The sequence below is a fragment of the Pilosibacter rotomagensis genome (genome assembly GCF_045062245.2).
Classification (GTDB): Bacteria; Bacillota; Clostridia; order Lachnospirales; family Lachnospiraceae; genus Pilosibacter.
The window spans coordinates 2,279,898-2,294,797 of sequence record NZ_CM170323.1 but is presented as its reverse complement, the minus strand read 5'-3'; the positions used below and the strand labels follow the sequence as shown (position 1 = coordinate 2,294,797).

Annotated in this window: 14 protein-coding genes and 1 pseudogene; 11 read left to right on the top strand and 4 right to left on the bottom strand. The window is 45.6% G+C overall.

Annotation, left to right across the window (positions count from 1 at the left end):
• Positions 1-68 precede the first annotated feature (68 nt).
• The 7 genes from ACI3EW_RS10240 (at position 69) to ACI3EW_RS10210 (ending at position 6,045) form a co-directional block, all read left to right on the top strand.
• Positions 69-2,492, top strand: coding sequence for a hypothetical protein (locus tag ACI3EW_RS10240; protein ID WP_405580830.1), 2,424 nt, complete (start codon positions 69-71; stop codon positions 2,490-2,492).
• On the top strand, positions 2,489-3,226 hold the full coding sequence (locus ACI3EW_RS10235; protein ID WP_405580827.1) for a hypothetical protein: 738 nt from the start codon (positions 2,489-2,491) through the stop codon (positions 3,224-3,226). The genes ACI3EW_RS10240 and ACI3EW_RS10235 overlap by 4 nt, the downstream gene beginning before the upstream one ends.
• Positions 3,227-3,243: 17 nt before the next feature.
• Positions 3,244-4,368: a toxic anion resistance protein gene (locus ACI3EW_RS10230; RefSeq protein WP_405580824.1), complete on the top strand. Its 1,125-nt coding sequence runs from the start codon at positions 3,244-3,246 to the stop codon at positions 4,366-4,368.
• A 5-nt stretch (positions 4,369-4,373) separates the two neighbouring features.
• Entirely contained in the window at positions 4,374-4,958 is a 585-nt protein-coding gene (locus tag ACI3EW_RS10225; protein WP_405580821.1) for a rhomboid family intramembrane serine protease, read from the top strand.
• Positions 4,959-5,100: 142 nt separating this feature from the next.
• Positions 5,101-5,547: a hypothetical protein gene (locus tag ACI3EW_RS10220; RefSeq protein WP_405580818.1), complete on the top strand. Its 447-nt coding sequence runs from the start codon at positions 5,101-5,103 to the stop codon at positions 5,545-5,547.
• A gap of 5 nt (positions 5,548-5,552) precedes the next feature.
• Entirely contained in the window at positions 5,553-5,768 is a 216-nt protein-coding gene (locus ACI3EW_RS10215) for a helix-turn-helix transcriptional regulator (RefSeq protein WP_405580815.1), read from the top strand.
• A complete protein-coding gene (locus ACI3EW_RS10210; RefSeq protein ID WP_405580812.1) occupies positions 5,746-6,045 on the top strand; it encodes a hypothetical protein in 300 nt (99 codons plus the stop codon). The genes ACI3EW_RS10215 and ACI3EW_RS10210 overlap by 23 nt, the downstream gene beginning before the upstream one ends.
• Positions 6,046-6,168: 123 nt before the next feature.
• Here the strand turns inward: ACI3EW_RS10210 and ACI3EW_RS10205 are convergent, their stop codons facing one another.
• Together ACI3EW_RS10205 and ACI3EW_RS10200 are read right to left on the bottom strand one after the other, a co-directional pair.
• Positions 6,169-7,527, bottom strand: coding sequence for an ATP-binding protein (locus ACI3EW_RS10205; RefSeq protein WP_485662918.1), 1,359 nt, complete (start codon positions 7,525-7,527; stop codon positions 6,169-6,171).
• 307 nt (positions 7,528-7,834) lie between these two features.
• Positions 7,835-8,755 (bottom strand): annotated as a pseudogene (locus tag ACI3EW_RS10200) (LysR family transcriptional regulator).
• 231 nt (positions 8,756-8,986) lie between these two features.
• On the opposite strand from ACI3EW_RS10200, the gene ACI3EW_RS10195 reads away from it, so the two are divergent.
• Both ACI3EW_RS10195 and ACI3EW_RS10190 read left to right on the top strand, forming a co-directional pair.
• Positions 8,987-9,838, top strand: coding sequence for a DUF6282 family protein (locus tag ACI3EW_RS10195; protein ID WP_405580804.1), 852 nt, complete (start codon positions 8,987-8,989; stop codon positions 9,836-9,838).
• Between the two features lie 20 nt (positions 9,839-9,858).
• Entirely contained in the window at positions 9,859-10,857 is a 999-nt protein-coding gene (locus tag ACI3EW_RS10190) for an isocitrate/isopropylmalate dehydrogenase family protein (protein WP_015554165.1), read from the top strand.
• 101 nt (positions 10,858-10,958) lie between these two features.
• On the opposite strand, the gene ACI3EW_RS10185 is transcribed toward ACI3EW_RS10190, so the two are convergent.
• Together ACI3EW_RS10185 and pyrB are read right to left on the bottom strand one after the other, a co-directional pair.
• A complete protein-coding gene (locus ACI3EW_RS10185; protein ID WP_405580801.1) occupies positions 10,959-11,381 on the bottom strand; it encodes an aspartate carbamoyltransferase regulatory subunit in 423 nt (140 codons plus the stop codon).
• A complete protein-coding gene (gene pyrB, locus ACI3EW_RS10180) occupies positions 11,375-12,298 on the bottom strand; it encodes an aspartate carbamoyltransferase (protein WP_118529617.1) in 924 nt (307 codons plus the stop codon). Before pyrB ends, ACI3EW_RS10185 begins: the two co-directional genes overlap by 7 nt.
• A gap of 354 nt (positions 12,299-12,652) precedes the next feature.
• Here pyrB and ACI3EW_RS10175 point away from each other — a divergent pair, with 354 nt between their 5' ends.
• Complete coding sequence (locus ACI3EW_RS10175; protein WP_405580798.1) at positions 12,653-13,567, top strand: hypothetical protein; 915 nt, start codon at positions 12,653-12,655, stop codon at positions 13,565-13,567.
• A gap of 450 nt (positions 13,568-14,017) precedes the next feature.
• Positions 14,018-14,860 (top strand): ABC transporter ATP-binding protein, encoded by an 843-nt coding sequence (locus tag ACI3EW_RS10170; protein WP_405580795.1) that lies wholly within the window; start codon positions 14,018-14,020, stop codon positions 14,858-14,860.
• Positions 14,861-14,900: the final 40 nt, after the last annotated feature.

Genomic DNA, 14,900 nt, shown 5'->3' with positions numbered 1-14,900 from the left:
ATTTGACAATGTCAAGAGAAATGGCAGCTAACATGACATATGACATAAGGATCTTTAGGGGAAATATCATGGGTTTCGCTAATTTTGCGCAGCGCCTGTTTCCAGACTGGAATAGCAGTGCGCAAAAGTTTGCCTATGTGACAGCTTTGAACCATTATCTGCGTGGTAAGATTGCTGCTTCTGAAAATAAAGGGGAGCGAGACTGGCTTTTTGGATGTAAAAAGAATCTGCACTCAGCGATCCAGAACATGATCCGTCTGGAGGAGGCAAGGGTCCGCCCGGAAGATGTGAAGGCGTCCGACCGTGATATTTCGCTGTTTCTGGAAATGTGGAACTATCTGGTACAGATAGACAGCAGCATCACAGATTTCAGAAACAGGCTGCAGGAGCTGGAAAAGCCGGAGATCTTTGAATGTGACGTGAACCGGATCTTCCGATTTCATGGAAATAAGACCATGGTATGGAACGGGTTTCAGTTTCTGACGCCGATCCAGCAGTTTGTCTATGACTGTTTTATAAGATCCGGATATAGTATCTACGCGCTCATACAGGATGAGAAAAAGTATCCTTACGCAAATGAGATCTGGAGGCATCTTTACACGGAAAAGAATGGGTATCCGGCGTATGAAAAATGGATCCGGTTTGAAGATCCGGAAGCGAAAAACCCACTTGGTGAAATTTTTGAAACAGGCCAGAATGTAGCGGCGCCGAATGTAAAGATCATAAAATACAGCAATACGATGGAGTTTGTAGCGGATATCCCCAGGATCAAAGAAGAAGGATTTTATCTCTACAGTGCGGATGATTATGCTGCCAACGGCATGCTCAAAGATTATTTTCCGGAGCGCTATGAGGCGAGAAATCTATTGTCATATCCGGTTGGACAGTTCGTGTATACGTTGCATAAAATGTGGGATGAAGATCTGCAGTGTATTACGCTAAACGCCGATGGATTGAGGAAATGTTTTGCATCAGGGTGGCTTTCTGCGCATGGAAAAAGCAGCATCCGATATACAGATGATCTGGAGAGGATATTGCCATACTTTGCAAACTGTTATACCGTGGAAGAATGGAATGAGCGGTTGACTCATTTTTCTGATGCCTATGATAATGCGTACAGCGTTTTTATGCAATCAGAGGGAGATTTCGGAATAGAATCGGGCAAACAAAAAGTTCTTGGTAATCCATTGGTGCATTTTGGACCATTTTCTGTCAAGGAAGACCGGATTGATGATGTGATCGATATGATCAGTCGGTTGATCCGGATGGCGCGGACATTGTTTGGAAAGAACGAACCGGTTTCCATTCAGGATCACATGAGTAGACTGGATACATTGTTAGATATGAGTCATGCCATGTCCCCGGAACTGTACCGTGAAGAAAAAGAAAAAGTAGAACAGATTTTCAAAGCATTGGAAAGTGAAAAGGTAAGAGATTTTCTATGCTATCCGGGAGATCTCGCTGCAGCACTTCTAACCCTTATGAGAGGACAGATGGATGATGAATCGGAAAATAATGAAGGTCTGAAAACGCTTGTTTTCAATATTTTCCAGATCGAAGCTGCCTCGGTTTCCAACATGGGAAAAGTACATATTTGTCTGGCGGATATTACAAAGCTGCCGGGAACAGCCGAACGGTATAGCTGGCCCGTGGACGAAACATTTTTACAGGAGATCGCGGCTAATACAAAAGGAACTTATCTTCCGAACTGGCTGGAAAATAATCAGCTGACGACATTGGCGAATCGTTATTATATTTACAATGCTTTGAAAAACCGGGAAGTGGAACTTTCATGGATCTATCAGCAGGGCGAAAAAAGGTTTTCACCTTCGCCGTATATCACACTCCTGGACCGGTTGTCAGATGCAAAGATCCAAAATTCTATGCTTAGAAATCTGGGTCTGCAGTATGTGGCCGGAGTCAGGGCCCATAAGCGTTTTGAAAAGAATTACTCCATAAAAGAGAACAAGGATCATCATCTATACGATGACGAGTTAGAATATTCTTTATGTCCGATCCGATATGTTTACAGCTGTGTATTGGATGACCGGTCGACATATGTAAACGAATATCAGCAAAATAGGGCAGTGGTTCGCTTGATACAGATATTAAGCAGATTGTTAAAGGACAGATATTCCATCAGGCAGGTCGCAGAGCATGTTTTTGAACTGTTTCCGTATATTCGAAAGGCAGAGAAGAGGCAGATGCTTGATGATGCCATGCGCTGGGGTTTTCCAGAGGGTGAGGAAGGTTATAAGGTTTCTGGTGATTATCAGTATACAGATGAGCGGTTGAAACTCGAATTTCTGGATAATGAGACTCTTTTCTATGCAAAGAAAGTGGCATCCATGCTCATGAGCCAGAATGGAAGAACCGGGATCTATCCGGAGAGAAAAGGTGCGGACGGATCGAAAAACTGCGAATTTTGTCCGCATACAAGATATTGTCCATATGCGATTTTTGGAATAGACTATAAGGGTGATGGCGAATGATTGAAAAAGAATTCTGGGAAGATGTCCGAAATGCATGGATCTTAAAGGCACCACCGCAGATCAGGGATGCAAAAATATCTTCGGGGGGAGAGATCGATCCGGATCTGCTTCAGAATCCGTGGGATATGGACGGTATTCCGTTTGATATGCTGGACTTTGATCAGGCTGTGGAAGCGGGGCTGACCGGAAAAAAATTTGAAGTTAAAAATGAATACAGGAATATGGTGAGATCAGCACCTGCAGAAGTAAAAGCTCCGGAAAGACGAAGGAGGCCAAAGCTTGAGACGGCTGAATTTGAAGAATTTATGAATCGTCAGACAATCCAGGATTATGTCGAGGCATGCAAGCTGCTTTTAAAATGTGAGCTGCCCGAAAAGGTGGAGCAAGTGGAACGAAAATTGATGGAACGTATGGCTGCGCTGCAGGATTATATTACGAAATTTGGAAGTATCTATCAGACAGATCTATCTCAATTTCAGGAGTATTATATCCCGGAAGCATTACAGTTAACGGCTTCTTATCTGGAATACATTGATGAGGATATTGACGAGAACACGATAAAAGAAACGGAAACGGAAGTTCTGGATGCAACAGAGCAGCTTTTGGCGGGAGTCAATGATAAGATCGAAGAGATCCGGAAGTTTGCAGCGATCGAGCTTCAGGCAAAGGCGAAGGCTTTGGAAAGCATGCTGAGTCAGGATGGATATGTTGACCCGGAATTTAAAATAAAGTAACGGAGGAGGAGAGTTGGATGAGCGATACAAAGGATGATATGTTATTTATGGAACCGTCATTGAAGAGCAAATCTCTTGTCGAAGAAGAAAAAACGGCTTCCGCTGGAGCAATTGATGAATCCATGTTATCTGAGGATGAAAAGAAACAGGTGGAGGCCTTTGTAAAACAGATCGATATTTCCAATGTGAAATTAGTGAATTCTTATGGTGCCAGTGCCCAGAAGGGAATTTCAGGATTTTCGGTTTCTATCACGAAAAGTGTAAAGACAAAGAAATTTGGTGATGTTGGAGATAGTCTGAGAGAACTTCTGGCTGCGATCAACAGCACCACGACACCAGAAAAAAAGGGGTTATTCGGATTATTCAAAAAGGGCAGACAAAAGGTCGCGAGCCTGATTGCCAATTATGAAAGCGCGGAAACCAATATCAAAAAAATTGAAAAAGATCTGCAGAAACATCATCAGCAACTGACGAAAGATGTCTTTGTATTCGATCAGATGTATGACATGAATATGGATTTTTACAAAGAACTGACCATGTACATCATTGCGGGTAAAAAGGCTCTTGAACAGGCGAAAAATACGAAGCTGGCAGAATTGCAGGAAAAAGCGACATCGTCTAATGATCAGATGAACACGCAGATCTACAATGATTATGCAAATTCCTGTAAGCGCTTTGAAAAACGGCTTTCTGACCTGGAAATAACGAGACTGCTTTCTATCCAGATGGCACCGCAGATCCGGTTGTTGCAGAATGCCGATCAGGAGGTCGTTGATAAACTTCGTGCAGATATCCTCAACACCATCCCTCTCTGGAGAAACCAGATGGTACTGGCGTTAGGGATTGAGCATACGACCAGAGCACTGAATGCGCAGAACGCGTTAGATGAGATGACGAATGAAATGTTCAGAAGAAATGCGGAAACGCTGAAACAGGGAGCAATTGACGCAGCGATGGCTTCCGAGAGGAGCGTTGTGGATGTGGAGACATTGAGAAAAGTGAATGCAGATATTATCACATCCATCAATGAGGTCGTTAAGATCCATGAAGAGGGAACTCAAAAACGTGTGGAAGCCCAGGAGGAACTGGTTAAGATCGAGACAGAATTAAAAGAGGCTTTACTGGAAGCTGGATCCAGATAAGATGAATGATGAAGAGAAAATTGCGGATTATATTTAATGCACCGGTCGTATTGAGCATTGTGGCGATCAGCTTTATTGCCACTTTATTAAATGATGTTGCGGGCGGAAGTGTGGCAAGGCTGTTATTTATGACGTATCATTCTCCGATACTGTCCCCGATGACCTGGATCAGAATGTTTACGCATATCTTTGGACATGCGGACTGGTCCCATTTTATTGGAAATATGAGCTATTTACTGCTGCTTGGTCCGATGCTGGAAGAAAAATATTCTTCAGGGGTGATATTGGAGATCGTGGTCGTAACAGCTCTGGTAACCGGTCTTGTAAATTATATTTTTGCTCCGGACATGGCTTTATGTGGCGCCAGTGGGGTCGTTTTTGCATTTATGCTGTTATCTTCTTTTACCAGCTTCCGCGAGGGGGAAATACCGGCAACCTTCATCCTGATAGCCATATTATTCTTAGGACAGCAGTTTTGGGAAGGTATGACGGTTCATGATCATGTTTCCAATATGTCCCATATCGTAGGCGGTGTGATCGGGGGTATCGTGGGGTATGGAATCAATAAAAAATCAAGATTCGACAGGTGAGCGTTTTCTTTGACAAAATGATCACAGTTCACCATGTAATACTAAATGTGATAAATATATCACGTTTCTCTTGACATGCGGCCATATGTGCGATATTATTCTCTCAAAAGAGATAAATATATCACATATGGAGGAAAGAAAAATGAAGAAGGAAAAACGGTTGATGTCAGTGATACAGAGCTCAAAATATGACTCATTAATGGGCATCGTTTATATGTTAAGTGGAATTTTTTATTCGATCAGGGGACTTGAGAAGAATCTGACAGCAGCGCTTGCCTTTTCGGCGATTATGACCTCGTTTGTAATTTTTTCCGGAGTTCAACATTTTACATGCAGGAAAGAAGAAATGGATGAGATGGCCTACGAACACTTAAATGAGGCGTCCAGAATCGTACTTTTGGAACAAGGACTGATAGGGGCAGTTCTTTTAATTGTGGATGTGCTTCTGGATCTGTCAAAGGTGGTTTTATCAAAAGAACTTACGATAGGAAATTTTATGATGCTGAATCCTGCATCGTGTATGATGATTTTGATAGGATTTCAATATTTTATGACGGGCTTTCATTTTAGAAGGTTGGAAAGAGAGTAAAATGCATGCCTAAATTTAAGACAAGGATCCATGAATTCCGAAAAGAAATGAATCTGCAGCAGGCGGATCTTGCAGAGATGGTAGGAGTCCGCAGGGAGACGATCGGAAAGCTGGAAAACGGAAAATATAATCCGTCTTTGAAACTGGCAATTGATATTGCAAGAGTTTTTGGAAGATCAGTGGAGGAAGTATTTATATTTGAAGATGAAAATGAAGAATGAAAAGAAAAAAATACCGAGCTGGGTGCGGATTGTAGTTTTGTTATGTGCGTTAGCAATTCCGGTCATGTATGTAACGACCCTGATTTTATTTGCGCTTGGTGATCCAAAGGGAACTGTTTTCATGGCAATATCTCTTAGTGCCTCATTTTTTCTCATGCCTGTTATGTATGCTGTGACGAAGCTTCCGAGAGATGTAGTTGAAACTTATTATAATATAGTGGATATGGCGAAAGAAGACGATAGAAAAGGCTGGAAAAAGAGAAGACGGTTATCATGATTCAATGTCGGCTGCAGTTGACCGGTAAGCCATTGATTGCTCTATTATAGTATACATAAATAAACTGCCAGCTGATTCCGTTTGTAATAAACGGAATTTGCTGGCAGTCTGTTTGTGGAAATTCTATTCTGATATGCGTTCTTCCGCAGGATGAAAATCTGCCATAAACCGTTTCAGAAGGAATATACAGAAATAAGGGAACGTATAAGTACAGTTCTCATGACCGATGTTTTGTGCGGAAAATTTGAAGCCATACCGAATATCGGGATAGCGGTCCGAGCTGATCAGAGTATTCATGGATTTTGCCTTTCCGGTTGTTGCTTTTACTTCCACTGGAATCAGCGAAGTCATGGAACGGATAAAGAAATCGGTTTCAAGCGTGGATGTATCCCGCTTATAGTAATATAGCTTATAATGCTGCTTGACCAGAGCTTCCCCGACAATATTTTCATATAAAGCGCCCTTATAAACGCCGAGATTTTTGTTGGCTCTCAGGTCTTCCTGTGATTCATCGTCCAGCATGGAAACCAGAAGGCCCGTGTCAGCAAAATACAGTTTAAAAACATCCGGATCATAATTGCCTCCTAAAGGAAGTTCCGGAAATTCCAGACAATAACAGATATTTACCATACCGGCATCGACAAGCCATTCCGCACATCCGCGGTAATCACGGAATCTTGCACCGGATGCGACTTTTGAAATTTGAAATTTTTTATTTTCTCTTGCGAGCTGCGGTGCGATCCGGTTGAAAACATTCAAAATTCTTGTCTGATCGATCCCCTGTGCATATTTGCGGATATCTTCTTTATAGTCAGAAATCAATTGCCGTTGCGTGTCGAGAGAATTTTCAAACGTATTTCGTTGGATATACTCAGTTACCACTGCCGGCATACCGCCTAAAACACAGAAATCCAGGAAGAGGGAATGATAAACTTTCATTTCCAGCTCATTAAATGGACGCAGTTCTTTCATGTGGGCAAGCATACTCTGAATGGTTGTGTCATCATAACCTTTTGCCCATAAAAATTCTTCGAAATCTAAAGAAAACATTTCATAGTCTTTTTTATATCCGACACTGTTGCTCTCAATTTTACGATAGTTTACGCCTAACATGGATCCACTGCAGATGACGTCAAATCGTCCGTCAATACAGAAAAATTTCAGGGATGTAGCAATCTCCGGAAATTCGGTAATTTCGTCAAAGAAGATGAGTGTCTTTTGCGGAATAAATCTCTTTGACGGATCGATCAGAGAGATATTTTTTATAATGTCGGATGCCTCATATCCATCGGAAATGATTCCCTTGTATTTTTCATCTCTTACAAAGTTGATTTCAATGATACTCTCGTAGTTTGCTGCCGCAAAATGTTTGATGGATTCTGTCTTTCCGACTTGACGGCTTCCTTTGATGACAAGTGGTTTTCGGTTGGGATCAGATTTCCATTCACAGAGAAAATCATCGACTTTTCTTTTTAAATACATGTGCACACCTCCGTTTCCTTACTATAAGTATACATAAAATGATCGCAAATATCAATTGAAATCACACAAAAACACAGCGAATATAAATAAAAACATCACAAAAACACAGCGAATAATATTTATAAAACCCACAAAACATATAGAATACAATTAGATATACGCATTATATGATGTAGGGGTCAAAATCTCCCTCTGATACCGTATTGATTCATACTGCGCACTCGCGCGAAGATGTAGATTGTTGCAGGCGACCGCGCGTGACGCCTCGAAGGCGTCAGGGAAGATGCTGGTTTCGTTAAGGCTTCCATCATCTTTCCAGCAGCTCCGGAGCCATCTCCTGAAACAGTTCTGCCAGTGCTGATGCTGCCCGGGAGCGGTATTTTCCGGCGGGCCATGCAAGGGCGAGGTCAAGGAAGATTCCTTCTTTTCCTATCCGGAGATAGCGGAAATGATCTCCGGGGACGCGGCAGGAGCGGTAGGTGAAGGCGAGGCCGGCGCCTTCTCTTGCCATAGCGGCGGCGAAGGAGGCGGAGAGATCGGTGCCCTGTCCAATGGGCTCGATTCCGGCATCCCGCAGCGCCTGACGGCCAACACGGCCGAGTACGGTATTGGGCGGTCCGAAAATATATTCGAAGGCGGCAGTGTCCTTGAGATCGATCTAGGAAAGCTCCGGATCGGATTCACATGTTCTGGCGAATTCCATGACCGGATGATCCGCAGTAGTGACGATCATGATCTCATCGCGCATGAACGGCGAAACGCCGTGTCTGATCCGGACCGGCGGGGCAGCGATCAGGGCGAGGTCAAGAAGACCTTCCAGGAGCTGGTCCTCGAGGTCAATGCTGTCCATCTCACAGATCTCAACATGGACTTTTGGATAGAGGGCGCGGAAGCGCTTTAAAACCGGAGGCAAAAGATACGTGCCGCGGTAGGTGCTGATCCCGAAGATCACGGTACCGCCGTTGAGATTTTCGATGTCTGCGGCCTCACTGCATGCGGCGCGGTACTGCTGCAGGATCTGCTTTGCGTGGGAAATAAAGGCATCTCCGGCGGCAGTTGGCCGGACACCGCGGGTGGTGCGGACGAAGACAGAGGTCCCGAGATCCTGCTCTAGGACACGGATCGCCTGGCTTAAGCTGGACTGGCTCATAAAAAGCTTCTCCGCGGCGCGGGAGATGCTTCCCTCGTTTGCGACGGTCACAACATAGTTTAATTCCTTCAGGTCCATAGGATATATTTTCCTTTCAGTCATATAGTCGGTAAGAAAATATCGGAATAGTAGGCGGTATCTCCATTTCACGGCCTGCAGGGTAACGGATCATGTTCAAAAGCAGATATCGGAAATATCGATACCGGGTATATGATTTTAGGGCTTTTTTTAATAACAAATTTAGTATAAAATGATTCCCGTAAGAAAGCAACAGTAAAAAATGATCAGAGAGGGACAAAGCAGATGAAAATGGATCTTATGAAGGGCGTTATCGACATGCATGTTCATACAAATCCGGATCTGCGCCTTCGTGCCTATGATGACTTTGAACTGATGGAAGCGGCGATCCGTGTAGGCGCGCGGGCGATCGTGATCAAGACTCATCAGGGATCGACGGTGGACCGGGCATATCTCTGTAACCGCCACAACGAGATCGTACATGGGAAGATGAACGACTTCACGATGTTCGGCGGGATCACGCTGAACCGGGTGGTCGGCGGAATGAATCCGAAGGCCGTTGACGTGGCACTCCGCATGGGCGCAAAGGTCGTCTGGCTTCCGACCCAGTCGGCAAAGAACCATCTGGAGAAGATGAAGCAGGACACGAGCCGGTGCGTGGAGGTCATAAAAGACGGGACGATCGTTCCGGAGCTGAAAACGATTCTGGATCTTGTCCGTGACTATGACGCGGTTCTCGGAACGGCGCACATCTCGCCGGAGGAATCTTTCACGGTGGTGGAAGCGGCCAGAAACCTTGGGGTGAAGAAGATCGTAGTCACCCATCCGGAATGGTGGGTCGTTGACATGAGCGTTGAAGAACAGATCCGCATGGTAAAGGACTACGATGTGATCCTGGAGCGCTGTTATGCCCAGAACATGGGAGGCGGAATATATAAAAGCAATCTGCCGGATAACCTTGAGATCATCAAAGAAGTCGGATACAAAAATGTCATGGTCGACACAGACGGCGGCCAGACAGAAAATCCGCACTGGGAGCTTGCAATTGAAGAATATATGCAATACCTGCTTGATCATGGGATCCCCGAAGAGCAGGTATACCATATGACACATACAATACCGGCAGGTCTGCTGGGAATTTAAAAATCAGGAGGAGTTTTAACATGAAACACACAGTAACAGTATTTCGCGGCGATGGAATTGGTCCGGAGTTAGTGGACAATGTCTTAAAGATCTTAGAGGCAGCAAAAGCGCCGCTTGAGTATGAGATCTACAATGTCGGCGAGGATGAGTGGAAGAGAAACGGTGCCCTGATTCCGGACGAGGCGTATGCTTCCTTCGAGCGCACAAAAGTTCTCTTAAAGTCCCCGATCACGACCCCGGTTGGAAAGGGATTCCGTTCCTTAAACGTTACCCTTAGAGGCAAGTATGACCTCTACGCGAATATCCGCCCGGTAAAGTCCAATGATGCGGTAAAAACTCCGTTTAAGAACGTGGATATCGTGATCTTCCGTGAGAACACCGAAGGTCTGTATGTCGGAAAAGAAGAACAGATCGATGAGAACACGGTTCACGCGATCAAGATCGTTACCAAGAAAGCATCTGAGCGCATCATCCGCGACGCCTTCGAGTACGCGAAGAAGAACGGCAGAAAGAAAGTTACCTGCGTTCACAAGGCAAACATCCTCAAGATGTCTGACGGCATGTTCCTCGCGATCTTCCGTGAAGTTGCAAAGGATTACCCGGAAATCGAGGCTGATGACAAGATCATCGACAACACCTGCATGCAGCTCGTCATGAACCCGAACCAGTTTGATGTGATGGTAATGCAGAACCTCTACGGCGACATTCTCTCCGACCTTTGCAGCGGTCTGATCGGCGGCCTTGGTCTTGTACCGTCCAGCAACATTGGTGCCGACTATGCAATGTTCGAAGCCGTTCACGGAAGTGCTCCGGATATTGCCGGAAAGCACCTTGCAAATCCGACGGCGTTCCTGTGGTCCGCATGCATGATGCTTGAGTATCTTGGTGAAAATGAGACAGCATCCCGCATCCGAAAAGCAGTGGATGAGGTCCTTGCAGAAGGAAAGCACCTGACAAGAGATCTCCATGGTGAGGCATCTACAGAAGAGTATGTGGATGCTGTGATCGCGAGATTATAATGAAAGAAAGATAGAAAAAAAGAGAACCAAAACCCGGCGGATCGCCGGGGATGGTTCTCTTTTCTGCGTTTTACAGCACTTCGTCACCTGCGGAAGCGGAATTAACTGTGCTTTTCATCGCAATATCTGCACCGATACACCTCATGATCTTTATCATCGAGATAGAAGATATGCGGAAGCTCCTGCTCGATCGAGGTGATGCAGCGCGGGTTCTTGCAGTGGATCACGTTCTTTAAGATCTTCGGGAGATGAAGGCTGCGCTTTTCGGCGATCTTGTCATCGCGGATGATGTTGACGGTGATGTTGTGGTCGATGTAGCCGAGAACATCGAGGTCGATGGCGTCGAGCGGTCCCTCGATCTTGATGATGTCTTTCCGGCCCATCTTGTTGCTCTTCGCGTTCTTGATGATTGCGACGGTGCAGTCCAGCTCGCCTAAACGCAGGTAGCGGTAGATATCCATACTTTTTCCTGCCTGGATATGGTCAAGGACAACACCTTCCCGGATTCCGCTGATATTTAACATGGTTTTTCTACCTCCAGTAATGTCATAATGAGAGCCATACGGACATATACGCCGTTCTGGACCTGTTTAAAGTATGCGGCACGCGGATCATCATCGACTTCGACGGAAATCTCATTGACACGCGGGAGCGGGTGCAGAACGTACATATCCGGTTTTGCGAGTTTCATCTTTTCTTTGTCGAGAATGTAGCAGTCCTTCATGCGGATGTAGTCTTCCTCGTTGAAGAAACGTTCCTTCTGGACTCTTGTCATGTAGAGGATATCGAGGTCGGCGATCGCATCATCCAGGCTTGTTGTCTCTCTGTATTCGATGTTTTTCGCGTCGAGAACGCTCTCCTTTATGTAATCCGGAACTTTTAACTCCGGCGGGGAGATCAGGATAAAGCGGATCCCCTCATAGCGGGAGAGTGCATTGATCAGAGAGTGGACCGTGCGGCCAAATTTTAAATCTCCGCAGAGTCCGACCGTCATATTAGAAAGTCTGCCCTTTAAGGAACGGATCGTATATAAATCAGTTAAAGTCTGTGTGGGATGCTGATGACCGCCGTCTCCGGCATTGATAACAGGAATCGAAGATTTGGTGGAGGCAACATAGGCTGCGCCTTCTTTTGGATGTCTCATTGCGCAGATATCTGCGTAACAGGAAATAACACGAATTGTATCGGAAACACTTTCACCCTTGGTCGCGGAACTGGAATCGGCGGAAGCAAAACCGAGAACGGAACCTCCGAGGTTTAACATGGCCGCTTCAAAACTTAAACGGGTTCTTGTGCTTGGCTCATAGAAAAGGGTTGCTAATTTCTTTCCGTCACACACGTGTGCGTATCGGGAACGGTCTTTCTCAATGTCGGCGGCAAGCTCTAAGAGATTGTCCGTCTCCTCAAGAGAAAAGTCAAGAGGATTTAACATGTGTCTCATGATGTTTGTAATCTCCTTCCAAGTGTTTTGCGTTACCATGCTGGGTAGGAATTTTCTGAACTGAAAATTCCGTACAGTTATAGTAGGGGGAGTGGATTTTGCCGATTCGGAATGCGAAGCATCGGCAAAATCTGTTATCGTTCATGCAGTGCAGGAACGATAACATTTTTATTATTATAGCGAATCCGGAGTGGAATTTCCACTATTTTTTTGAAGAAAATTATGATAAAATGAAGATCAGTGAGTGCAATGCACAAAAGAAAAATAAGCGGATGCCTCTGGAAGGCCTGTGTTTCCGGGAAAAAGGAAGCCGGAGCGAAGGCGCACCGGGCAGAACGGATCGTTGGAGGAACCATGAAAAAGACGATGGAGCAGATCATCTTGGAAGGTCAGGTCGCAAAATGCCGCTCCCTGGAGGAACTTTATGTGCTGTGGGAGCTGATGCAGCAGATGGAGGAAGATCCGGACGGAAAGACCTGTTATCCGGAACTGGATCAGAGAAATTTTCATATTGACGGAATCGTGGACCAGGTGCACTATGACGGGACCCTTTATATATTAAAAGAGACGAACATGCGGAAAATGATCCAGAAAGGCGAGACGATGCCGGTGGTCTCGGATATCCGGGGCGACTTTCTCTCCGGAAAGAGTCCGTCTGGCCGGGTGGAATATCTGGAGTATCTCACTGGCATGCAGAAGGTCCTCTGGGAGGAACGTCATCCGGGGGAAGAGTGCAGACTTACCGGGAAAAAGCTCCGCGAGAAGGCGGCGGTCCTCTATCTCAATAAGCGCGGCGGAAAGGGCGCGGCCGATGAGGTCAGCCTGGATTATGGTCAGTACTATATGGAGTTTATCAAGAAGCAGATCCGGCTTTTAAACCCGAAGACCGTGGTCTGCTGCGGAGAGGATCTCTTCCGCCTGATCGTGATGGAAGTGTTCCAGAATAAGAAACAGAAAAAGAACCGGGAGATCTACATGAAATGGAAAGATCTGATCCAGGGAGATGTCTTTTTTGCAGACCGGGAATACCGTCCGATAAAAGAGGCAAAGAAAGATGAGGCGGCTGTCCGCGTTGTGAGGATGTGGAATCCGTCCTACCGGGTGAATAATGGACAGTATGTGTCGCTGGAGGAGTATCTGAAGGAGTTCCGGAGAAGACTTTCCGGCGGGAAAGAGGATGAGCAGGAGAATCTGCAAAGCGCGGAGCCAGATGAGGAAAACACGGAGTCCCCGATGACGGAGGATCCGGCTGTGGAGAAATCAGAATAGTGCAGGGATACAAGGGAATTCTGGAAGTTTGAAAAAATGGACAGAGTTCCTTTTTCTATGACAGAAAATTTCAAAGGAATTTCCCGCTGCACAAAAAATGCAATGTATGAGAGATGTACACTTGTACGAAGAGGAAGGTCTTCGCTGGAGACTGCACAAAGAGCCCGAATGTGACAGGTCATATTTCTGATCTGTAAGAATTGCTTTTCACAGGAAGAAACTTTCTGAACAGATGATCTTAAAACAGACAGGAATCATCATGGATTTCGCCAATCTGAAATATGGTAAGAAATTGTAAGAATAATTAAGTAATTTTATATAGTCAGAACATGATGCAGACAGTATACTTGAGGTACAAAAAGAACTTTGACGTCAAGATGAAACGTCAGAAATGACAGGCGCGGCGGAAAAGAATGCTGTGTAAAAATTGTAGAAAAAGGAGGCGGACGGATGCAGCAGAGCGACGAAGCGGTGATCCGGGTAAAGGATCTGTACAAGGTATACCGCATGGGCGAAGAAAAAGTGTATGCGCTGAACGGGGTCAGCTTTGAGATCCACAAAGGCGAGTTCTGCGCGATCACAGGACCGTCCGGATCCGGAAAATCGACACTTTTAAATATGCTGGCGGGACTGGAACATCCGACAAAGGGCGAGATCGTGATCGCCGGAAAACATATCGAAAAGCTGAATGAGAAACAGCTTGTAACATTCCGCAGGGAGCGGGTCGGATTTATCTTTCAGTCCTACAACCTGATCGGGACGATGGATGCGGTGGAAAATGTGGCTTTGCCGTTATCGTTTCGGGGAATGCCGAGGACAGCGAGGATCAAGCGGGCGAAGCAGTATTTAAAGCTTGTGGGACTTGAAAAATTTATGACCCACATGCCGAACCAGATGTCCGGCGGACAGCAGCAGCGAGTCGGAATCGCGAGAGCCCTGGCGATGAACCCGCAGATCATCTTCGCGGACGAGCCCACGGGAAACCTGGATTCGAAGACGACGATGGAAGTCTTAAAACTCATGCAGAAGGTCGTGAGAGAGGAGAAACAGACGCTTGTTATGGTTACTCACGACAATAATCTGGCGACCTACGCGGACCGGATCTTTAAGATTATCGACGGAAAGATCGTGAGCATCGAGGAGAATCACCACGAGGTGGATCTTGTGCAGTTAGAAGAGTCCATGCAGGCGGCGGCAGAGGCGCAGGGGAAATCTAAGAATCCGGCAGCAGAAGAGCAAATAGAGACAGTTGTGGAAGCAGAAGAACACCGGATAGAGGGAAAGTCAGAATAACAATCGACAAAATTTTGGAATAAACGCAAAAATATGGAAA

What these genes read in the sequence shown, in the direction of transcription:
- ACI3EW_RS10190 (WP_015554165.1), top strand. Translation starts at nt 9,859, where the DNA reads ATGAAACACACAGTAACAGTATTTCGCGGCGATGGAATTGGTCCGGAG.
- ACI3EW_RS10220 (WP_405580818.1), top strand. Translation starts at nt 5,101, where the DNA reads ATGAAGAAGGAAAAACGGTTGATGTCAGTGATACAGAGCTCAAAATAT.
- ACI3EW_RS10185 (WP_405580801.1), bottom strand. Translation starts at nt 11,381, where the DNA reads ATGTTAAATATCAGCGGAATCCGGGAAGGTGTTGTCCTTGACCATATC.
- ACI3EW_RS10175 (WP_405580798.1), top strand. Translation starts at nt 12,653, where the DNA reads ATGAAAAAGACGATGGAGCAGATCATCTTGGAAGGTCAGGTCGCAAAA.
- ACI3EW_RS10235 (WP_405580827.1), top strand. Translation starts at nt 2,489, where the DNA reads ATGATTGAAAAAGAATTCTGGGAAGATGTCCGAAATGCATGGATCTTA.
- ACI3EW_RS10240 (WP_405580830.1), top strand. Translation starts at nt 69, where the DNA reads ATGGGTTTCGCTAATTTTGCGCAGCGCCTGTTTCCAGACTGGAATAGC.
- ACI3EW_RS10215 (WP_405580815.1), top strand. Translation starts at nt 5,553, where the DNA reads ATGCCTAAATTTAAGACAAGGATCCATGAATTCCGAAAAGAAATGAAT.
- ACI3EW_RS10170 (WP_405580795.1), top strand. Translation starts at nt 14,018, where the DNA reads ATGCAGCAGAGCGACGAAGCGGTGATCCGGGTAAAGGATCTGTACAAG.
- ACI3EW_RS10195 (WP_405580804.1), top strand. Translation starts at nt 8,987, where the DNA reads ATGGATCTTATGAAGGGCGTTATCGACATGCATGTTCATACAAATCCG.
- ACI3EW_RS10205 (WP_485662918.1), bottom strand. Translation starts at nt 7,527, where the DNA reads ATGTATTTAAAAAGAAAAGTCGATGATTTTCTCTGTGAATGGAAATCT.
- ACI3EW_RS10230 (WP_405580824.1), top strand. Translation starts at nt 3,244, where the DNA reads ATGAGCGATACAAAGGATGATATGTTATTTATGGAACCGTCATTGAAG.
- pyrB (WP_118529617.1), bottom strand. Translation starts at nt 12,298, where the DNA reads ATGAGACACATGTTAAATCCTCTTGACTTTTCTCTTGAGGAGACGGAC.
- ACI3EW_RS10225 (WP_405580821.1), top strand. Translation starts at nt 4,374, where the DNA reads ATGATGAAGAGAAAATTGCGGATTATATTTAATGCACCGGTCGTATTG.